General features: G+C 59.2%; 18 protein-coding genes and 1 pseudogene. 8 read left to right on the forward strand and 11 right to left on the reverse strand.

The features are described 5' to 3' along the window. The 4 genes and pseudogenes from QAO71_RS08220 to ppsA all read right to left on the reverse strand — a co-directional run bounded on the left by QAO71_RS08220 (position 1) and on the right by ppsA (position 4,049). Entirely contained in the window at positions 1-822 is an 822-nt protein-coding gene (locus tag QAO71_RS08220; RefSeq protein WP_280165633.1) for a mechanosensitive ion channel domain-containing protein, read from the reverse strand. Between the two features lie 12 nt (positions 823-834). Then, positions 835-1,086, reverse strand: a complete 252-nt coding sequence (locus tag QAO71_RS08225) for a hypothetical protein (RefSeq protein ID WP_036989786.1) — start codon at positions 1,084-1,086, stop codon at positions 835-837. A gap of 92 nt (positions 1,087-1,178) precedes the next feature. Beyond that, a complete protein-coding gene (gene rraA / locus QAO71_RS08230; RefSeq protein WP_036989785.1) occupies positions 1,179-1,667 on the reverse strand; it encodes a ribonuclease E activity regulator RraA in 489 nt (162 codons plus the stop codon). Positions 1,668-1,680: 13 nt separating this feature from the next. Then, a pseudogene (ppsA, locus tag QAO71_RS08235) lies at positions 1,681-4,049 on the reverse strand (phosphoenolpyruvate synthase). Between the two features lie 151 nt (positions 4,050-4,200). Between ppsA and QAO71_RS08240 the strand changes: the two are divergent. From QAO71_RS08240 to QAO71_RS08275, 8 genes are all read left to right on the forward strand, one after another. Then, positions 4,201-5,019 carry a pyruvate, water dikinase regulatory protein gene (locus tag QAO71_RS08240; RefSeq protein WP_036989783.1) on the forward strand — a complete coding sequence of 273 codons (819 nt, stop codon included), beginning with the start codon at positions 4,201-4,203 and terminating at the stop codon, positions 5,017-5,019. Positions 5,020-5,248: 229 nt separating this feature from the next. Next, positions 5,249-7,438: a TonB-dependent receptor gene (locus tag QAO71_RS08245; RefSeq protein WP_280165634.1), complete on the forward strand. Its 2,190-nt coding sequence runs from the start codon at positions 5,249-5,251 to the stop codon at positions 7,436-7,438. Positions 7,439-7,693: 255 nt separating this feature from the next. Further along, a complete protein-coding gene (locus QAO71_RS08250; protein ID WP_136869450.1) occupies positions 7,694-10,048 on the forward strand; it encodes a TonB-dependent receptor in 2,355 nt (784 codons plus the stop codon). Between the two features lie 50 nt (positions 10,049-10,098). Further along, positions 10,099-10,695 carry a PepSY-associated TM helix domain-containing protein gene (locus tag QAO71_RS08255; protein ID WP_280165635.1) on the forward strand — a complete coding sequence of 199 codons (597 nt, stop codon included), beginning with the start codon at positions 10,099-10,101 and terminating at the stop codon, positions 10,693-10,695. A 23-nt stretch (positions 10,696-10,718) separates the two neighbouring features. Continuing rightward, a complete protein-coding gene (locus QAO71_RS08260; RefSeq protein ID WP_280165636.1) occupies positions 10,719-11,225 on the forward strand; it encodes a DUF2271 domain-containing protein in 507 nt (168 codons plus the stop codon). A 37-nt stretch (positions 11,226-11,262) separates the two neighbouring features. Next, entirely contained in the window at positions 11,263-12,135 is an 873-nt protein-coding gene (locus QAO71_RS08265) for a DUF4198 domain-containing protein (protein WP_074781217.1), read from the forward strand. Next, positions 12,135-13,475, forward strand: coding sequence for a sulfite reductase subunit alpha (locus tag QAO71_RS08270; RefSeq protein WP_280165637.1), 1,341 nt, complete (start codon positions 12,135-12,137; stop codon positions 13,473-13,475). The genes QAO71_RS08265 and QAO71_RS08270 overlap by 1 nt, the downstream gene beginning before the upstream one ends. Before the next feature lie 96 nt (positions 13,476-13,571). Then, positions 13,572-13,730 (forward strand): YqaE/Pmp3 family membrane protein, encoded by a 159-nt coding sequence (locus tag QAO71_RS08275; RefSeq protein WP_036989777.1) that lies wholly within the window; start codon positions 13,572-13,574, stop codon positions 13,728-13,730. A 79-nt stretch (positions 13,731-13,809) separates the two neighbouring features. Here QAO71_RS08275 and QAO71_RS08280 read toward each other — a convergent pair whose 3' ends face one another. From QAO71_RS08280 to sufB, 7 genes are read right to left on the reverse strand one after another with little or no spacing between them, the layout of a single operon-like run. Then, complete coding sequence (locus tag QAO71_RS08280) at positions 13,810-14,229, reverse strand: SufE family protein (RefSeq protein WP_036989775.1); 420 nt, start codon at positions 14,227-14,229, stop codon at positions 13,810-13,812. Between the two features lie 21 nt (positions 14,230-14,250). Continuing rightward, entirely contained in the window at positions 14,251-14,784 is a 534-nt protein-coding gene (sufT, locus tag QAO71_RS08285) for a putative Fe-S cluster assembly protein SufT (protein ID WP_280165638.1), read from the reverse strand. Position 14,785: 1 nt separating this feature from the next. Continuing rightward, complete coding sequence (locus tag QAO71_RS08290) at positions 14,786-15,142, reverse strand: iron-sulfur cluster assembly accessory protein (protein ID WP_036989771.1); 357 nt, start codon at positions 15,140-15,142, stop codon at positions 14,786-14,788. Positions 15,143-15,145: 3 nt separating this feature from the next. Then, positions 15,146-16,399 carry a cysteine desulfurase gene (locus tag QAO71_RS08295; RefSeq protein ID WP_280165639.1) on the reverse strand — a complete coding sequence of 418 codons (1,254 nt, stop codon included), beginning with the start codon at positions 16,397-16,399 and terminating at the stop codon, positions 15,146-15,148. Continuing rightward, positions 16,392-17,705, reverse strand: a complete 1,314-nt coding sequence (sufD, locus tag QAO71_RS08300) for a Fe-S cluster assembly protein SufD (protein WP_036989768.1) — start codon at positions 17,703-17,705, stop codon at positions 16,392-16,394. Before sufD ends, QAO71_RS08295 begins: the two co-directional genes overlap by 8 nt. 2 nt (positions 17,706-17,707) lie before the next feature. Continuing rightward, positions 17,708-18,457 carry a Fe-S cluster assembly ATPase SufC gene (gene sufC, locus QAO71_RS08305; RefSeq protein ID WP_036989767.1) on the reverse strand — a complete coding sequence of 250 codons (750 nt, stop codon included), beginning with the start codon at positions 18,455-18,457 and terminating at the stop codon, positions 17,708-17,710. A 50-nt stretch (positions 18,458-18,507) separates the two neighbouring features. Continuing rightward, a complete protein-coding gene (gene sufB / locus QAO71_RS08310; RefSeq protein WP_036989766.1) occupies positions 18,508-19,944 on the reverse strand; it encodes a Fe-S cluster assembly protein SufB in 1,437 nt (478 codons plus the stop codon). Positions 19,945-20,003: the final 59 nt, after the last annotated feature.

The following is a 20,003-nucleotide window of genomic DNA, read 5'->3' on the forward strand; positions in this document are numbered from 1 at the left end:
TCAGAGCGACACGGGTTTATCCAGTAGAGTGCGGTTGGGTATAGAAATGAAACGGCCTTCATCATCCACAAGTGTGGTTTTAACAGTGCCGATCTCTTCGATCACGCCTTCGCGGTCTTCGACCTTGATTCGATCTCCGACCTGATACAGTTCCCGGAGATAAACCCCGGCGATAATCTGACTGACCGTGTCGCGACTGCCCAAACCCATGGCCAACGCCGCCGCCGCACCGAAGGACACCAGCACGATGGCGATCACGGTATTGAGCAACTGGGTCTCGATCTGCAACTGCCCTATTGCCAGCGACACCGTAATGATGACCAGCAGCCCCTGCACCAGCCGGCTGATGCCGCCGGCATAGTCGGCGCCAATGCTTTCGACGGTGCCGCGCACCATCCCGGCTACCAGATGGGACAGCAGCAACCCCGCCAGCAGAATCAGCGCCGCTCCGAAGACCTTTGGCAGGTACAACGCAAAGGCATCCAGTGTCGCAGAGACCCGTGCCAGCCCCAGGGTTTCCGCAGCGGAAACCACGAAAGTGAGAATAATGAACCAGTAGATGATCTTGCCGATGACTGCCGATACCGGCGAGGCAATGCCGATGCGGCCGAGCATCTTGGTCACCCCTGCCCCGGTCATCAGCCGATCGAGCCCGAGCTTGGCCAGGCCCTTGCTCAGCACCGTATCGACGATACGGGCAATCACGAAGCCTAGCAGCACAATGATAAGCGCGGTGATCAAGTCAGGTATGAAAGAGGCTACTTTGGTCCACAAAGCAGTCATCGCAGCCACAAAACTCTGGCTCCAGGTTTCTTGTTCCATGGGATAGGCTCGCTATGAATTCAGATCAGTGGAAGAGGTGCGCCGTTCCCGGCGAGCTGCGGCAGCCTGGCGCAAGCCGCGCCCTCCACCTTCGCCGATGACCCACCCCCAGCTGGCGAACAGCCGGAGCAGATCGAACAGACCGCTGTGGATATGAGCTCGATGCAGGACACGTTCCAGCCGCTTGTCATCCGCGCTGGGAGGCTGCCCGGAGGCATCTTCGCGCATCAGCTGGCGTAATTGGCTTTCAAATGGATCGTCCATGGCTATCTCCGAGTCGATGAATACACAGCACAGACGAACATCGGCCGGATGATGTCACCCGGCCGATGTGTCGAACTGAAAATGCCTGGCGCTTACTGGGGCATTTGCAGCGCTGTGGACGATACGATGATGCCGTTGTTATCGGCATATACATATTCACCCGGACGGAAGGTCACGCCACCGAAGGTGACCGGCACATTATGCTCGCCGACGCCACGCTTGTTGCTCTTGCGCGGATGGCTGGCCAGGGCCTGGACGCCGAGCGGTGTCTGGATCAGCACATCCACATCGCGCACGCAGCCGTAGATGATAATGCCTTCCCAGCCGTTCTTTGCCGCCTTGTCCGCCAGCATGTCGCCGAGCATGGCGCAGCGCAGAGAGCCGCCGCCATCCACTACCATGACTTTGCCTTTACCGTTCTCTTCAACCAGCTCCTTGACCACGGAGTTGTCTTCAAAGCACTTGACCGTGACGATCTCGCCGCCAAAGGAGTCGTGCCCGCCGAAGTTGCCGAACATGGGTTCGACAACCGCGACGTCGGGATAAGCGTCACACAGGTCTGGCGTTATATACATCGTCATGCTCCCAGGCTGATCAGCCGTTGTTTTCCGCAAGGAAGAACCAGGTATCCATTACCGAATCGGGGTTCAGCGATACACTTTCGATGCCCTGCTCCATCAACCAGCGAGCCAGGTCCGGATGATCCGACGGACCCTGGCCGCAGATACCAATGTACTTGTCGGCCTTGTGGCAGGCAGCAATGGCGTTGGCCAGCAGCTTCTTGACCGCAGCGTTCCGCTCATCGAACAGGTGCGCGATGATGCCGGAGTCACGATCCAGGCCCAGAGTCAGCTGAGTCAGGTCGTTGGAACCAATGGAGAAACCGTCAAAGTGCTCCAGGAACTCGTCAGCCAGCAGCGCGTTGGCCGGCAGCTCGCACATCATGATCAGGCGCAGGCCGTTCTCACCACGCTTGAGGCCATTCTCGGCCAGCAGTTCGACAACCTGTTTGGCTTCGCCCACGGTGCGCACGAAAGGCACCATGATTTCCACGTTGGTCAGGCCCATTTCATCACGCACCCGCTTCATCGCCCGGCATTCGAGCTCAAAGCAGTCACGGAAGGATTCGCTGATGTAGCGCGACGCGCCACGGAAGCCCAGCATCGGGTTTTCTTCTTCCGGCTCGTACAGGCGCCCGCCGATCAGGTTGGCGTATTCGTTGGACTTGAAGTCCGACAGTCGCACAATGGCTTTCTTCGGCCAGAACGCCGCTGCCAGGGTGCTGACGCCCTCGACCAGCTTGTCGACATAGAAGCTGACCGGGTCAGCGTAACCGGCGATGCGCTTCTCGACGCTGTCCTTGACTTCCGAAGGCAGGCTGTCGAAATTCAGCAGCGCCTTGGGATGCACACCGATCATGCGGTTGATGATGAACTCCAGACGCGCCAGACCCACGCCCTCGTTGGGCAGGTTGGCGAAATCGAATGCACGGTCCGGGTTGCCGACGTTCATCATGATCTTGAACGGCAGCGGCGGCATGGCATCCACGCTGTTGGTGCGGATATCGAACTCCAGCCGGCCTTCGTAGATCATGCCGGTATCGCCTTCGGCGCAGGAAACAGTCACTTCCTGACCATCGCTCAGTTCGCTGGTGGCGTTACCGCAACCGACCACAGCCGGAATCCCCAGCTCGCGGGCGATGATCGCGGCGTGGCAGGTGCGGCCGCCGCGGTTGGTAACGATAGCGCTGGCGCGCTTCATGACTGGCTCCCAATCCGGGTCGGTCATGTCCGACACCAGCACATCACCGGGCTGAACCTTGTCCATTTCCGACACGTCACGGATGATCTTCACCGGGCCTGCGCCGATACGCTGGCCGATCGCCCGGCCTTCTACCAGCACCGTGCCCTTATCCTTCAGCAGATAGCGTTCCATGACGTTGACATTGCTGCGGCTCTTGACCGTTTCCGGACGAGCCTGAACGATGTACAGCTGATTGTCGTCCCCGTCCTTGGCCCACTCAATATCCATCGGGCAGCCATAATGCTTCTCGATAATCATTGCCTGGCGGGCCAGGCTGACAACTTCCTCATCGCTCAGACAGAAGCGTGCGCGTTCGGCGGCATCCACATCCACGGTTTTGACCGAGCGGCCAGCGCTGCCTCTTCGCCGTAAACCATCTTGATCGCCTTGCTACCGAGGTTGCGGCGCAGGATGGATGGGCGCCCCGCTTCCAGGGTCGGCTTGTGAACATAGAACTCGTCGGGGTTTACCGCACCTTGCACGACGGTTTCGCCCAGGCCGTAGGCACCGGTGATGAACACCACGTCACGGAAACCGGATTCGGTATCCAGCGTGAACATCACGCCAGCAGTACCTGTTTCAGAGCGCACCATGCGCTGAACGCCAGCAGACAGGGCAACCAGCTTGTGGTCAAAGCCCTGGTGGACTCGATAGGAAATAGCGCGGTCGTTGAACAGGGAGGCAAAAACTTCCTTGGTAGCGCGGATGACGTTGTCTACGCCGCGGATATTGAGGAAGGTCTCCTGCTGACCAGCGAAGGAAGCATCAGGCAGGTCCTCAGCGGTAGCCGAGGAACGAACGGCGACAGCCAGGTTGTCATTGCCAGCCGACAGCTTGGCAAAGGCTTCGCGAATTGCACTATCCAGCGCAGCGGGGAATTCGGCTTCCATGATCCACTGGCGAATCTGCGCACCGGTACGCACCAGGGCGTTGACGTCATCCACATCCAGCACGTCCAGCGCCGCATTGATACGGTCGTTGAGACCACTCTGTTCGAGAAATTCGCGATAGGCATCAGCGGTGGTGGCAAAGCCACCCGGTACGGATACACCGGCACCAGCCAGATTGCTGATCATTTCACCAAGCGAGGCGTTCTTGCCGCCAACTCGCTCAACATCTCCAACACCCAGTTGCTCAAAGGACACTACGTACTCTAGCAAGGTGATCTCTCCGTCAATCGATGAATAGGTTCGCAGCGCGGGCTTTGCCGTCTGGTCTGCAAGTCACAAATACGCCACAATGCCACTTTGACGCTGATCGAGGGCTCAGGACTGACGCCCTCGCAAATTCTGTTATCTTAAGGCTTCGCGCATGAAACGCACTGCTTTTTTCATTTCCGATGGTACCGGTATCACTGCCGAGACGCTTGGCCAGAGCCTGCTCTCTCAATTCGAGAACATCCAATTCAGCAAGCTGCTGCGGCCCTATGTGGACACCGTGGAAAAAGCGCGGGACATGGTACAACAAATCAATGCCGCTGCCGAGGCAGATGGTCAGCCTCCGATCATTTTCGAAACCGTGGTCAATCGTGACATTCATCAAGAGCTGACTCTGTCCAAAGGCTACATCATCGATATCTTTTCCACGTTCCTGGCGCCGCTCGAGCAGGAACTGGGCGCCGGCTCGTCCTATTCGGTGGGCAAATCCCACTCGATCCAGCACAACGGCAACTACCAGGATCGCATCGATGCCGTGCATTTTGCCATGGACAACGACGATGGCGCGCGCACTCATCATTATAAAGAAGCGGACATCATCCTGGTTGGCGTTTCCCGCTGCGGCAAAACGCCCTCCTGCCTCTATATGGCTCTGCAGTATGGCATTCGTGCGGCTAATTATCCGCTCACCGATGACGACATGGAGCGCCTGCAACTGCCGGCCGCGCTGAAGCCCTACAAACAGAAGCTGTTCGGCCTGACCATCGATGCTGATCGCCTGGCCAGCATCCGCAATGAACGCCGCCCCAATAGCCGGTACGCCAGCTTCGCCCAGTGCGAGTTCGAAATCCGCGAGGTGGAAAACCTGTTCCGCCGGGAAAACATCCCGCACATCAACTCTACGCATTTTTCGGTGGAGGAGATCTCCGCCAAGATCCTGGTACACATGGGGATCGAGCGCCGCCTGAAGTAACCTCTCTTCACTGCCTGCAGTTTTTCTATTGACGCTCACGTGCCGGGCTCCCGGCACGCTGGGTTTTTCTCTGCTCCTCCTCCGTCCTCCCGCTCCGCTCAGAAATTTACATTTGCCGGTTGAAATTTACAAAGTGAGATGTAATATTGCCGGCGCCTGATAATCATTATCAATCTTCCTGCTAGACGCACCCTATTCTCGTCTACAGCTCATCCGAAAGGAGTTTCTGATGTTGCCGAACCGCCCTGCCCTTGCAGCACATTGCGCCCTCGTCGGCAGTTTGACTCTATTGGCAAGCGGCGTTGCGCTGGCCAACCAGGAGGCCATCCGCCTGTCCGACACCGTCGTCACCGCCTCGGGCTTCGAGCAGAAAATCACCGAAGCGCCGGCCAGCATCAGTGTGATCAGTCAGGAGGATCTGCAGCAGAATCGGTTCAGTAACCTGGCGCAGGTTCTGGAGAATGTGGAAGGTATCGACGTCAATCAGGGCACTGGCAAAACCGGTGGGCTCAATATCAGCATTCGCGGCATGGAAAGTCAGCACACGCTGATTCTCATTGACGGCCGCCGGCAGAATGCTCCGGGTAATGTTTCTCCCAATGGCTTCGGCGAAACCTCCACCAGCTTTATTCCTCCCATGTCCGCCATTGAGCGCATCGAAGTCATCCGAGGCCCAATGTCCACTCTGTACGGCTCTGATGCTCTGGGCGGCGTGGTGAACATCATCACCAAGAAAGTGGCTGACGAGTGGACCGGCTCCATCAGCCTGGATCATACCTTCCAGGAAAACCGTGATTACGGTGACGCCAGCAAGACCAGCTTTTATTCCAGCGGGCCGCTGGTGGAAGGCCTGCTTGGCATGGCCGTGCGCGGCAGTCTGTACAACCGGGAAGAGTCTGACCTGATGTTCGACAACAACTCGGAAGTCAGCAAGCGTGGGGCCTCGCCGGTTGAAGGGCGTAACTACACCATCGGTGGTCGCCTCAACCTCACGCCTGTTGATAATCATGACTTCTACCTGGACTTCGAGCGTGGTCGCCAGGTGTATGAGAACGATGAATGCCAGCTGGGTACATTGGATGGCAGGAATAGAAACTGTGAGGTTCCCGCGAATCCTGAGGCAAACGGGTACGCTGACCAGCTGCGCTTTGAACGCGAGCAGTACGCTTTTGGGCACAGCGCCCGCCTGGGCTTTGGTAACCTGGACAGCAGTATTACTCACAGCACTACCGAAACCCTCGGCCGCACGATTCCTGGCGAGATCGGCGCGCCCTACGCCGGTTTTCCTTCGATCATCGGCGGTAATGGCCGCCAGCTTGAATCCACCGATCTGGTTCTCGATAGCAAACTGGTTGCCCCCATCGGCGATGCCAACCTGTTCACCGTGGGCGGCCAATACCGTGACTCCGAGATGACCGACGGCATTGCCAATGAAGATTTCGAACAGAAATCATGGGCATTGTTCGCGGAAAACGAGTGGCGTATGCGTGAGGATCTGGCCTTGACGCTGGGCGGGCGCTATGAAGACCACGATGCATTTGGTGGTCACTTCACGCCGCGCGCTTATCTGGTATGGAATACCAATGATAACTGGACGTTGAAAGGCGGTGTAAGCAAAGGATATCGGACACCGGACCTGAACGACCTGCATGACGGTATCAATGGCGTTACCGGTCAGGGCGACACTATCACTATCGGTAGCCCTGACCTGAGCCCGGAAGAAAGCACCAACATGGAATTCGGGGTTTACTACGACAACCTGGCCGGCTTCAACGCCAACGCCACCGTGTTCCATAACGAGTTCAAGGACAAGATTTCCGATGGCAATGACATTGTTGTCTCCGGGCATCCGACAATCCCCGACGGCACCTATTCGCAACTGACCAATATCGGTGAGGCTGAAACCCAAGGGCTGGAGTTAGCGGCGAGCTGGATGTTCGCCCCCCGCTGGACCCTGAGCGGTAACTACACCTACAGCGACAGCGAACAGAAAAGCGGGCCGGACAAGGGTGAGCGTATCAACAACACCCCGGAACACCTGCTTAACGCCAAGCTCAACTGGGCTGCCACAGAGCGGCTGTCGCTCTGGGTGCGCGGTGAGTATCGGGGCGAGCGTACGCGCTTCACTCAGCGCTATGAAAACCTGAACGCCGATGATCAGGCGATAGAACGGCAAGTTGGCGACATGGATGCCTATGAACTCTTCCACCTGGGCGGTTCTTACCGGGCTTCCGATAATGTCACCCTGACGGCTACCATCTACAACCTGTTCGATAAGGACTTCCTGGAGGGCTCTTACTATATCGATAGTGAAGGCGATACTCAGTGGACCTCGAACTATGCCCATATCACTCGCTCCACCAGCGGTACCATCCAGGAAGGTCGCCGCCTCTGGCTCTCCGCTACCGTCGATTTCTGATCGGCTCTGAGCTGCCTCGGCAGACGCCCGCTTCGGCGGGCGTTTTCATTTCCGGGCTTCCACATTGCCCTAAAGTAAACCTCCTCTCGCTTTTCTCTCGGAAACGAGAAATATTCCCGTTTAAATATAAAAGACGGTAGCCCTTTCGCTAAAGGGTCTCTATACTCTCGCGCACAATCAATAATGATAACGATTCTGATTAGCATGATGATCACACCGGAAGCCCTGCCAGGGCATAATAAGGAGCACTAACGGATGTCGATCAGAATTACCCTCCCCGCCCACCTCGCTGGTGGCGTTGCGCTGCTGGCGGCCAGTGTTGCGCTGGCCAATCAGGACTCGATTCAGTTACCCGATGTCACCGTCGTGTCAGCCACGGGTTTCGAGCAGAAGATTGCCGACGCACCCGCCAGTATCAGCGTGATCAGCCGCGAACAACTCCAGAGCAAACCCTACGCTGGGCTGGCCGATGCGCTACGTGACGTAGAAGGCGTAGATGTCGGCGCCGATCTCGACAAGAACGGCAATATCAGCATCACCATGCGGGGACTGCCGAAGGACTACACCCTGGTGCTGATCGACGGGCGCCGGCAGAGTGATATCGGCGACATCGGGCCGAACAACTTCGGCAACAGCCAGTTCATGTACATGCCATCGATGGATGCCATCGAGCGCATCGAAGTTATCCGCGGGCCAATGTCTACCCTCTATGGCGCCGATGCGATGGGTGGGGTGATCAATATCATCACACGCAAGGTGCAGGACAGCTGGGGTGGTTCCATCAGCCACGGCATCTCTATCCAGGAGGATTCCCAGTTCGGTGACGATCGCAAGACCGACCTGTTCGCCAGTGGCCCGCTGATCGAGGGGCTACTCGGTCTGGGATTGCGCGCCAGCCTGTATGATCGCGAACAGAGCGATCCGGGGTACAGTGTGGGCACGCTGGTCAATGGCGATGGCAGCCTGTTCGAGGATAACGGCAGTTTCGGCGACAAGAAGATCGTGGCGGCAAAGAACTGGAACGCCGGCTTCACCCTCAATCTCACGCCACTGGAAGATCATGACTTCCAGTTCGAATACGATATCGCCAAGCAGCGCTACGACAACACCGAAGGCCAGACGGGGACCTTGGACTCGGTCGACAGCCTGTGGCGCGCCCGAGCAGGGACCATTCAGCCCCGTGTCGGTTATGCGGAATACCAGCGGGTCGAGCGCGAGCAATTCGTCCTGGCGCATACCGGACGCTGGACGTTTGGCACCAGTGACACCAGCCTGACCCGTAGCACCAGCAGTAACCTCGGTCGTTCCCTGCCGCTGACGGTGCAGGAGCGAGGCGCCTTGCAGGCCATCTGGGATCAGGCCGCCGCCGATCAGGGTATTGGCACGCCGGAGCTGACCGATGAGCTGCGTGCGGAACTGGAAAATACCTTCCTGCCCCGCAACCGCCGCGAGCTGGAAATTCGCAACACCATCTTCGACACCAAGCTCAGCAATAACATCGGCGATCACCACTTCACCGTCGGCGGTCAGTATTTCGTTGCCGAGATGGAGGATGGTGTATTCGGTATGGACGGAGCAAGCTATCAATCCGGCGCGACGCAGGATCACAAGCAGTGGGCGCTGTTCGCCGAGGACAACTGGGACCTCACCGACAAGCTGACCTTCACCTATGGCGCCCGCTACGACGACCACAACATCTTCGGCTCCGAGATCAGCCCGCGCGCCTATCTCACCTGGCGTACCACGGACAACTGGACTCTCAAGGGTGGGGTCAGTACTGGCTACAAGACGCCCAAGCCGAACCAACTGTTCCCGGGTATCGTTGGCTTCGGCGGCCAGGGCGTCAGCCCCATGGCCGGGTCACCGGATCTGCAGCCGGAAACCAGCACCAACTATGAAGTCGCGGCGTACTACGACAACCTGACCAATTTCAATGCCAACGTCACGCTGTTCTTCAATGAGTTCAAGGACAAGATCGCCCGCGCCGATGCCGTCCCCAACTGTTACAACGCCAACGGCGTGAAGTATCTCAGCTCGGGCTGCGTGGATGTCGGCCCCGGCTGGGCCGAACTGGGATACGACAGTTTCAGCCAGAGCACCAACGTGGACAAGGCCGAGACCAAGGGCATCGAGTTGGCCGCACGCTGGGAAATCATTCCCACGCTCAGCCTCAGCGGCAACTACACCTACACGGACAGCGAACAGAAGAGCGGCGCCCAGCAAGGCCTGCCCCTGGTCAACACACCGGAGCACATGCTCAACAGCACCCTCAGCTGGGATGCCTTGCCCCGCCTGAATCTATCGCTGATCGCCGAGCTGCGTGACGAACGCTATCGCGGCACCGCTGTCAGCAGCGGGCCGACGCCGGTTACCCGCAAGCTCTACTACCAGTCCTACGACATCTATCACCTGGGGATGCGCTTTCAGGCCAGTAACGATCTGACCCTGCATGGTCGCGTCAACAACCTGCTGGACAAGGATATGGCCGGTCGCAATTGCGAGCCGACCTTCGATGATCTGGGCAATCACGACACCTGGTCCTGCTCGAATGACTACAACGTGACGGAGAAGGCACGCAGCTTCTGGCTGGCCGCCAACTACCGCTTCTGACCAACCCCGGCCCACGGTCGCCGTGGGCCTTGCGAGATGAGCAACAGGCAATGAAACACCTGGTTATCGGCACCCTGCGGCAATGGCACTGGATCAGTTCCGCTCTGTGTCTGGCGGGCATGCTGCTGTTCGCCGTTACCGGCATCACCCTCAACCATGCGGCGGGAATCGAGTCGCAGCCACAGGTGCGTACCCTGGAGCTGCAGCTGCCGGATGAGCTGAGGCCATTGCTGCCGATGGCAGCCGAGCAGGAGGTCTTCCCCGCGCCGTTACATGATTGGCTGCAGGCGACACTCGAGGTCCGGTTTGGTCAGGATGCTATCGAGTGGTCGGCTGATGAGATCTATGTGGGGATGCCCCGGCCAGGCGGCGATGCCTGGCTGACACTGGATCTGCAGGCTGGAGAAGTGTTTTTCGAGGATACCGATCGGGGCTGGATCGCCTATGCCAACGACCTGCACAAGGGACGGCACAGCGGTGCAGCCTGGAGCTGGTTTATCGATATCTTCGCCGGGGTCTGCGTGATCTTCAGCCTGACCGGTCTGCTGCTGCTCCGGCGGCAGGCGCGCAATCGCCCTTCCACCTGGCCGGTCACCGGGCTGGGTCTGCTGATTCCGGTACTCATTGCCTTGCTGTTCATTCATTGAATCCACTGAAAGAGGATAACCCCATGCGCACATGGTTCTTGCTGCCGCTGGCTGCTTTCGCGGCCCACGCCAGCGCAGCCGAGATGACCGTTTCGGTCGAAGTACCGCGGCTGGCAGTAGCGGAATATCACCGGCCCTACGTCGCCATCTGGATCGAGAATGGCGAGGGACATGTGGCTGATCTATCGGTCTGGTATGACCTCAAGCTGCAAGACAACGAAGGAGAAAAATGGCTGAAGGACATGCGCCAATGGTGGCGGCGCAGCGGTCGTTCGCTGGCATTGCCGGTGGATGGCCTGTCCGGTGCCACACGGCCGGTCGGCGAGCATAGCCTCACCTTCCCGGCTGACCACTCGGCGCTCGCCGCCCTGAAACCCGGGGATTACCAGTTGGTGGTGGAAGCGGCCCGTGAAGTAGGCGGCCGGGAGCTGGTGCGCCTGCCATTCAGCTGGCCGGTAGCCGACCAGACCGAGCATCAAGTGAGCGGTAAAACCGAACTGGGCAACATCAGCCTGAACATACAGCCCTGAACCACACTCAAGACCAGAACAGGAACAATACAACACCATGCTTAAACAACTTACCCGCTGGACCGCCCTCGCCATTGCCGTCACCCTGCCCCTGTCAGCCAATGCCCACCGGGCCTGGATGCTGCCCTCGACCACCGTTGTTTCGGGCGATAACGCCTGGATCAGTGTTGATGCGGCCGTCGCCAATGACCTGTTCTACTTCGAACACCACCCGCTGGTGCTGGAGGGCATCGGCCAGCCGCCGCAGCGTGCCGATGGCAATGCAAGGCCACGCGCCGCCAACCGCCTTGTCATCACCGCGCCCGACGGCGAGGAAGTCGCCGCGCAGAACGGCCATGTCGGCAAGTACCGCAGCGTATTCGATGTTGAGATCACCCAGAAAGGGACCTACAAACTGGCTGTCGCCGGTGCACCACGGTACTTCGCGCGCTACCAGGAGAATGGTGAGGAGCGCCGCTGGATGGGAGAGCTCGCCGATGTCGGTGATGCCCTGCCGGCTAATGCGCAGGATGTGCAGGTCAGCCAGATGGAATCACGCATGGAGGTCTTCGTGACCTCTGGCGAGCCGACCGACAGCGTCTTTGCGCCCACTGGCCAAGGGCTTGAGCTGCAGCCGATCACCCATCCAAATGACCTGTTCGCCACGGAAACGGCGGAGTTCGTCTTCCTGCTGGACGGCAAGCCGGCGGCGGGTGTCGAGGTCAATGTTATCCCCGGCGGTATCCGCCACCGCGACGGGCTCAATGATATCCGCCAGACCACGGATGCCGACGGCAAAGTCGCCTTCACCTGGCCAAGCGCCGGCTTCTGGTGGTTGGAAGCCAAGGTGGTGCAGGAAGATGGCGTGCAGGCACCGCTGACCCAGCGCCGCGCTACCTACAGCGCCACGCTGGAAGTCATGGCGCCCTGATGACGGAGCTGTCCCCGGTGAGCTGGCTAGCCGATCAGCGATTGCTGTGGGCCGCTCTGGCCTTTGGCAGTTGGCTGTTATTGTGCTGGCTGTGCCTGGTGCGCCCGCCACGGCCCAAAGCGATGTCGTCAGTAACGGCTTTGGAGTGGCTGATTGCCTATGCCAGCCAGTCCGGCGCGGCCCAGGCCATCGCCGAAAGGCTGTCATCGGCGTTCCACCAGCACAATCTGCAGCCAGCGCTGCTGCCGTTGAATGCACTGCACCCTGACGCTCTCTCAGGTTATTCGCGGGCCCTGTTCATTGTCAGCACCTATGGCGAGGGGGAAGCGCCGGACAACGGCGCCTCCTTCTGGCAGCGGGCCAGCAAGGCCCGGCCTGATCTGACGGGCCTGGACTACAGCCTGCTGGCGCTGGGTGACCGCCGCTATGCCGACTTCTGTGGGTTTGGCCGGCAGCTGGGGGATTGGCTGGATGGAACCGGGGCTAAGGCTGCGCTGCCTCGCCATGAGGCGGACCGGCTGGATACCGACGTGCTGCATGCCTGGCATCGGCAAGTATCGCAATGGACTGGCCTGAAACTCCAGGCGCCCTCTTCTGCTCCGTTCAGCCACTGGACATTGTGCGGGCGCACTCAGCTCAATCCTGACAGTCCGGGCTCGCCTGCCTGGTTGATACGTTTGCTGCCGGTGGGTGAGCTACCTGACTGGCGGGCCGGCGATCTGGCTGAGGTACGCATCGGGTCGATCCTGCGCACTTATTCCATCGCCAGCCTGCCGGAGGACGGCGCTCTGGAGCTGATCGTTCGTCAGGTCGTCACTGACGACGGCTCCGCAGGACAAGGTTCCGGCTGGCTGTGCTGTCATGCAGAACCTGGTGCGATGGTGGAAATACAGCTGCGGTCGAACCCCGGCTTCCATCTGCCTGAGGATAACCGCCCTGGCATCTTCATCGGCGCCGGTACCGGGCTGGCCGGGCTGCGCGGCCTGCTGCGGCAGCGCCAACGTCTGGGGTGTCCGGATAACTGGCTGCTCTTTGGCGAACGCTGCCAGCAGCATGACCGCTGGCTCGCAGAGGAGCTGGATGCCTGGACGACCGAAGGCACGCTACTGCTGGATCGCTGCTTCTCCCGCGCCGGCGATCAGCCGGAGTACGTGCAGCACCGCCTGGCTGCCAAGGCAGATCAGCTTCGGCAATGGGTGGACCGTGGGGCCAGTATTCACGTTTGTGGCAGCCTGGCCGGCATGGGTAACGAGATCCACAGCCTGCTGCAAGCGGTCTTGTCGCCTCAACAATGGCAGGAACTACAGAAGCAGCAGCGCTATCGGCGCGATCTATACTGAGTTCGGAGAATCGGAACCATAAGGCTGCGCCGACAGTCACAGAACCTGACCGCCCTATGACCGCACCGCGGTTGCTTATCAATCAGGAGTGAATACATGGACATCATCAGAATTATCATTGCCATTCTGCTGCCACCGCTGGGGGTGTTTCTTCAGGTCGGCTTTGGCGGCGCTTTCTGGCTGAACATCCTGCTGACACTGTTCGGCTACCTGCCGGGCATCATTCACGCTGTTTGGATTATCGCCCGCCGCTGAATATTCGCCTGGGACAGGAGCCACCCGGCTCCTGTCCTATCCCTTGGCTTTACAGCAGAGAACGCATCGGCAATGAGCGTTACTGCGCTGCAGCCGTGTCCTTGATCCGTTTGACCATCGCGCGCAGACCATTGCCGCGGGTCACGCTCAGGTGCTTGAGCAGATTCAATTGCGTGAAGTAATCCTCGATATCGAAGGCCAGAATAGCCTCCGGCGTCTTGCCGTTGTAAGCGGCCAGCACCACAGCCAGCAGCCCCTTGACGATAAAGGCATCGCTGTCAGCATCAAAATACAGGCGGCCACCCTCCGCCCGGCTGGTCAGCCAGACCTGGCTCTGGCAACCGCGCACGATATTGCCCTCGGTGCGCTCGCTGTCATCCAGCGGTGGCAGCTCGCGACCGAGATCGATGATGTACTTGTAGCGATCTTCCCAGCTGTCAAAGAATGACAGCGTCTCGATGATATCGTCGCTACTGATGTCTGTGCCGAACTGGCTCATGCAAAGTCCTTGAGGTCGCTCTTAGAAAAACATACCGGTTTCGAGTTGCGCTTCTTCGCTCATCATGTCGCGGTTCCACGGCGGGTCGAAGACCAGGTCCACGTGCACGCTCTCGACATTGGGTACCAGGCGAACCCGGTACTCAACATCACCCACCAGCACCGGACCCATGCCGCAACCGGGCGCAGTCAGGGTCATGCTGATGTCCACCCGTTTGGCCGGCTGGTCGACTATGACCGAATAGATCAGCCCCAGATTAACCAGATCCACCGGAATTTCCGGGTCGAAAACGGTCTTCAATGCGGTCCAGACGTCCTCTTCACGGATCTGGTCGTCGCTCGGCGCGGGGAATGACAGCAGCTCGGGCTCGAGGCCGAGGTTCTCCGCATCGGTGCCATCCACACGCACCATCTGGCCGTTGTAGGTAACGGTATAGTTACCGCCCAGCGCCTGGGTAATGGTTACAAAAGTATCTTTCGGGATCGTCAGCGGTGTGCCATCGGGAACCCGCCGCGCCGGGCAGTCTGCCCGGGCGACAACCATGCGTCTTTCCATGTCAACTCACACTGAAGCTTTCGCCACAACCACATTGGTCTTTGACGTTGGGGTTAATGAAGCGGATCTGGCGGTTGATGCCTTCCTTCACCATATCGATCTCGGTGCCGGAGAGAATTGCCAGACTCTCGCGTTCCACCAGCAGTTCGACCTGGTCGTCCAGCTGGTAATGCAGGTCATCCTCGGCGCCCTGCTCCACCATGTCGATGACATACATGAAACCGGTGCAGCCGCTTTTCTTGATGCTGACGCGTACCGCCTTGCCCGGCTGGCTGGTCAACTGACGACGGAAGTGTTCGAGCGCAGCCGGGCTGACGGAAACCGCCTGGCTGGTTGGATCAAAAGATTCGACACTCATACTCTACTCCTCGACAAGGAACTGTTTCGCCTTGGTCAGCGCCTCGAACAGACGATCGATATCGGCTCTGGTGTTGTAGAAACAGAAACTGGCGCGCACTGTGCCAGGGATACCCAACTGGTCCATGATCGGCTGGGCGCAATGGTTGCCGGTACGCACCGCGACGCCCTGCTGATCCAGCAGCATGCCCACATCGTGGGGGTGGGTGCCGTCCATGAGAAAGCTCAGGACCCCGGTGCGCTTGGCTGACGTGCCCACCAGGGTAATTCCGGGCATGGCCCGGGCCCTGGCTTCGGCGTATTCCAGCAGTTCCTGCTCATGCCGTTCAGCCCCTTCGCGATCGAGGCTCTGCAGGTAATCCACCGCAGCGCCCAAGGCGATCACGCCGGCGATATCCGGGGTGCCGGCTTCAAATTTGTAAGGCAGCTGGTTGTAGGTGGTACCGGCAAAGCTGACCGTTTCGATCATTTCACCACCGCCCTGGTATGGCGGCATGGCTTCCAGCAGCTCGGCCTTGCCGTAAAGCACGCCGACGCCGGTCGGGCCGAACATCTTGTGCGCGGAAAACACATAGAAATCGCAGTCCAGCGCCTGCACGTCCACCTGCAGATGGCTCATGGCCTGAGCGCCATCGATCAGGCACAACGCGCCCACCGAGTGGGCCATACGCACAATCTGTTCCACCGGGTTGACGCTACCCAGGGCGTTGGACACGTGCCCGCAGGCGACCATGCGTACCCGCGCATCCAGCATGCCCTGCAAGGCATCCAGATCCAGCGTGCCGTCGTTGCTTACCGGAATCGGCTCAACCGTGGCGCCCATCTGCGCGGCGATCATCTGCCAAGGCACGATGTTGGAGTGGTGCTCCATGGCCGACACCAGAATGCGGTCGCCTTCGCGCAGCTGGCTGCGTCCCCAGCTGGCCGCTACCAGATTGATGCCTTCCGAGGTGCCACGGGTCCAGATGACCTGCCGCGGCTCGGCGGCATTGATCAGGCCGGCTACCTTGACCCGCGCCTGCTCGAACTTGTCGGTAGCGCGCTCAGCCAGGGCATGGGCACCGCGGTGGACGTTGCTGTTGTCCTTGCGGTAGTAATCGACGATCGCCTGGATCACCGCCTCAGGCTTCTGCGTGGTGGCAGCGTTATCCAGGTACACCAGCGGTTTGCCATGAACATCCTGCTGCAGGATCGGAAAATCCTGCCGCACCTGTTCGGCATTGAACGTGCTGCGCCGGTCGATGGCCAAATCATTCATAACGCATCTGTCCCAGCTCGTCGCCCTGAGGGCTTTCACCAAACAGGGTGGTCAGGCGCGGCCGCAGGTAGTCCTGAATTGCCTGCTCAGGCACTTCATTGAGCAACTCATTGATGAAACCAAAGCTGAGCATGCGCACCGCATCGGCGCGGGTAACGCCACGGCTCTGCAGATAGAACACCGAGGTCTCATCCAATTGGGCAATGGTTGCACCATGGGCGCAGCGAACATCGTCGGCGTAGATCTCCAGCTCCGGCTTGGTATTGATCTCGGCCGTCGGCGAAGTCAGCAGGTTCTTGTTGCTGAGCTCGGCCAGGGTCTTCTGGGCATCCTGATGAATATGGATGCGTCCATTGAACACGGCCTTGGCCGAGTCACCGATGATGCCGCGGAACACTTCGTCGGTGGTGCAATTGGGCACGCGGTGCTCGACGTTGGTGTGATAGTCGATCAACTGTTTGTTGCGCGGCAGGTAAACGCCGTTGAGCCCCAGGTGCGCACCTTCGCCACGATGATTGACGTGGTAGTCGATACGCTTGAGCCGGCTGCCCTGCGCCAGGGTAAAGCCGAGAAAGCGGGCGTCGCGGTGCAGGTCGATGTGCACGCCACCGACGTGCAGCAGATCTTCCTGTTCCAGGTTGATCCGGTAATGCTGAATCTGCGCGTTGTTGCCTACCACCACTTCGGTGTGACTGTTGACGAAGAGATTCTGCTTCTCGCTACCGGACACGTAATGCTCGATCAGCTCGGCTTCGCTGTTATCTTCGAGAATCACCAGCACGCGCTGACTGCTCACCGCCGGCTGCGCTTCAGGCGTAGCCACGTTGAGGATGTAGACCGGCTTTTCCAGGCGGGTGCCACGGGGAACGTGCAGCAATATGCCGTCGGCGGCCCAGGCATCGCTCAGGGCAGCGAACAGATGTTCGCCGGTATTGGCGACGGTGCCCAGCTGCTGACGGATCAGCGCCTGTTGATTGGCATCGGCATCGACGAAGCGCACCACGCCGGCGGGCAGATCACTGGAATGCTCGCTGGAAAAATGCCCGTTGATGAATACCAGGCGGGTGGCGTCCAGGGTAATCGGGTCAATAGCCTGCTGCCAGGCGCAGTTGTCCACCTGGGCCCACTGGGCCGGCGTCTCGCTCTGCAACGGGTGCAGCGGCGTGTATTTCCACATTTCGGTCTTGCGGGTCGGCCATTTTGCCGCCGACCAGACGTCAGCACCCCGGCCCCGCAGCTCAGCCAGCCATTCGGGGCTGCGCTGCTCTGCTGCGAGTGTCAGGGCCTGTTGTTGAAAATCGGACATATTCAGCCTTCTCCATTTTCCAGCCAGCCATAGCCCTTGGCTTCCAGCTCCAGCGCCAGCTCCTTGGTGCCGGACTTGACGATGCGGCCACCAGCCAGAACGTGCACATAATCAGGCACGATGTAATCCAGCAGACGCTGATAGTGGGTGACGACAATGAAGCTGCGTTTGCCGTCGCGCATGGAGTTCACACCATCGGCGACGACTTGCAGGGCGTCGATGTCCAGACCGGAGTCGGTTTCATCGAGGATGCACAGGTCGGGCTCGAGCAGCATCATCTGCATGATCTCGTTCCGCTTCTTCTCACCACCGGAAAAACCTTCGTTGACGCCGCGCTTGAGGAAGCTGGCATCAAGGTCAACCCGCTTGCTGGTTTCGCGCGCCAGTTTCATGAACTCGACGGCGGACAGCTCCGGCAGTCCGGCATGCTTGCGTTTGGCATCAACCGCGACCTTGAGGAATTCCATGTTACTGACGCCGGGGATTTCAACGGGGTACTGGAACGCCAGGAAAATACCCTCACGGGCCCGCTCTTCGGTATCCAGTTCCAGCAGGTCCTGGCCCTTGAACAGCACGCTGCCGCCGGTTGCTTCATAGCCAGGGCGGCCGGACAGCACGTTGCCGAGGGTGCTTTTGCCGGAGCCGTTCGGCCCCATGATCGCGTGCACCTCACCCGGATTGATCTCGATATCCAGCCCCTTGAGGATATCTTTTTCTTCAACTTTAGCGTGCAACCCTTTGATCGATAACATATTTTACGCCTGATAATCTATATGAAATGGTCTCGACAGCCTGCGGTGGATCAACCCACCGAACCTTCCAGGCTGACCTCCAGCAACTTGCCTGCTTCCACGGCAAACTCCATCGGTAGCTCCTTGAAGACCTCGCGGCAGAAGCCGTTGACGATCATCGAGACCGCCTTCTCAGCGTCCAGACCGCGTTGCTGGCAGAGGAACATCTGGTCATCACTGACCTTTGACGTGGTCGCCTCATGTTCGACGACTGCGCTGGGATTCTTGCTCTCGATATACGGGAAGGTATGCGCACCGCAGCGGTCGCCGATCAGCAACGAGTCGCACTGGGTAAAATTACGCGCGCCTTCAGCGCCGGGGTTGATGCGCACCAGTCCGCGGTAAGAGCTGTTGCTCTGACCGGCGGAAATCCCTTTGGCAACAATGGTTGAGCGCGTGTTCTTGCCAAGATGGATCATCTTGGTGCCCGTGTCAGCCTGCTGGAAATTATTGGTCAGCGCGACCGAGTAGAACTCGCCGACACTGTTGTCACCCTTGAGAATGCAGCTGGGATACTTCCAGGTTACCGCCGAGCCGGTCTCCACCTGGGTCCAGGAAATCTTGGCATTGGTATGGGCAACGCCACGCTTGGTCACGAAGTTGTAGATACCGCCCTTGCCTTCTGCATCGCCGGGGTACCAGTTCTGTACCGTGGAATATTTGATCTGGGCACCATCCAGCGCTACCAGCTCGACCACCGCAGCGTGCAACTGGTTTTCATCACGCATGGGGGCGGTGCAGCCTTCCAGATAACTGACGTGGGAGCCCTCATCAGCAACGATCAAGGTGCGCTCGAACTGCCCGGTATTCAGTTCATTGATCCGGAAATAAGTGGACAACTCCATGGGGCAGCGTACGCCCTTGGGAATGTAGACAAAGGAGCCATCGGAGAAAACCGCGGAGTTCAGGGCAGCGTAGTAGTTGTCCTTTTGCGGCACTACGGTCCCCAGATACTGTTTTACCAGATCCGGGAAACGGCGAATGGCCTCGCTGATCGGACAGAAAATGACGCCCGCCTCTTCCAGTTTCTCGCGGAAGGTGGTGACGACCGATACCGAGTCGAAGACCACATCCATTGCAACGCCAGCCAGTGCTTCCTGCTCATGCAGCGGAATGCCCAGCTTTTCATAGGTCGCCAACAGCTCCGGATCGACCTCATCCAGACTCTTGGGCCGATCAGCCATGCTTTTGGGAGCCGAGTAAAAGGAAACGCTCTGGAAGTCGATTTCCGGATAATGTACGTGGGCCCAGGTCGGCTCTTCCATTTCCAGCCAGGCGCGATACGCTTTCAGCCGCCACTCGAGCATCCACTCAGGCTCTTCCTTGCGGGCCGAGATAAAGCGTATGACATTTTCATCAAGGCCAGGCGGCAGCGTGTCGGATTCGATATCGGTATAAAAGCCGGCGGCGTAATCCGTCTTGATAAGGTTCTCGACTTCTTGAGTCACGGTATCACCTCAATCCCGCAGTCAACGTCATGGCGGTGGCTGCATTGTATGTCAGGCTG

This window comes from Halopseudomonas sp. SMJS2 (assembly GCF_029866945.1).
GTDB lineage: Bacteria > Pseudomonadota > Gammaproteobacteria > Pseudomonadales > Pseudomonadaceae > Halopseudomonas > Halopseudomonas bauzanensis.

Bases quoted from the DNA above. Each gene is read 5' to 3' on its own strand.
- sufC (WP_036989767.1), bottom strand. From the start codon at position 18,457: ATGTTATCGATCAAAGGGTTGCACGCTAAAGTTGAAGAAAAAGATATC.
- QAO71_RS08265 (WP_074781217.1), top strand. From the start codon at position 11,263: ATGCTTAAACAACTTACCCGCTGGACCGCCCTCGCCATTGCCGTCACC.
- QAO71_RS08240 (WP_036989783.1), top strand. From the start codon at position 4,201: ATGAAACGCACTGCTTTTTTCATTTCCGATGGTACCGGTATCACTGCC.
- sufD (WP_036989768.1), bottom strand. From the start codon at position 17,705: ATGTCCGATTTTCAACAACAGGCCCTGACACTCGCAGCAGAGCAGCGC.
- rraA (WP_036989785.1), bottom strand. From the start codon at position 1,667: ATGACGATGTATATAACGCCAGACCTGTGTGACGCTTATCCCGACGTC.
- QAO71_RS08245 (WP_280165634.1), top strand. From the start codon at position 5,249: ATGTTGCCGAACCGCCCTGCCCTTGCAGCACATTGCGCCCTCGTCGGC.
- sufT (WP_280165638.1), bottom strand. From the start codon at position 14,784: ATGGAAAGACGCATGGTTGTCGCCCGGGCAGACTGCCCGGCGCGGCGG.
- QAO71_RS08225 (WP_036989786.1), bottom strand. From the start codon at position 1,086: ATGGACGATCCATTTGAAAGCCAATTACGCCAGCTGATGCGCGAAGAT.
- QAO71_RS08295 (WP_280165639.1), bottom strand. From the start codon at position 16,399: ATGAATGATTTGGCCATCGACCGGCGCAGCACGTTCAATGCCGAACAG.
- QAO71_RS08260 (WP_280165636.1), top strand. From the start codon at position 10,719: ATGCGCACATGGTTCTTGCTGCCGCTGGCTGCTTTCGCGGCCCACGCC.
- QAO71_RS08280 (WP_036989775.1), bottom strand. From the start codon at position 14,229: ATGAGCCAGTTCGGCACAGACATCAGTAGCGACGATATCATCGAGACG.
- QAO71_RS08275 (WP_036989777.1), top strand. From the start codon at position 13,572: ATGGACATCATCAGAATTATCATTGCCATTCTGCTGCCACCGCTGGGG.
- QAO71_RS08250 (WP_136869450.1), top strand. From the start codon at position 7,694: ATGTCGATCAGAATTACCCTCCCCGCCCACCTCGCTGGTGGCGTTGCG.
- QAO71_RS08220 (WP_280165633.1), bottom strand. From the start codon at position 822: ATGGAACAAGAAACCTGGAGCCAGAGTTTTGTGGCTGCGATGACTGCT.
- QAO71_RS08270 (WP_280165637.1), top strand. From the start codon at position 12,135: ATGACGGAGCTGTCCCCGGTGAGCTGGCTAGCCGATCAGCGATTGCTG.
- QAO71_RS08290 (WP_036989771.1), bottom strand. From the start codon at position 15,142: ATGAGTGTCGAATCTTTTGATCCAACCAGCCAGGCGGTTTCCGTCAGC.
- QAO71_RS08255 (WP_280165635.1), top strand. From the start codon at position 10,099: ATGAAACACCTGGTTATCGGCACCCTGCGGCAATGGCACTGGATCAGT.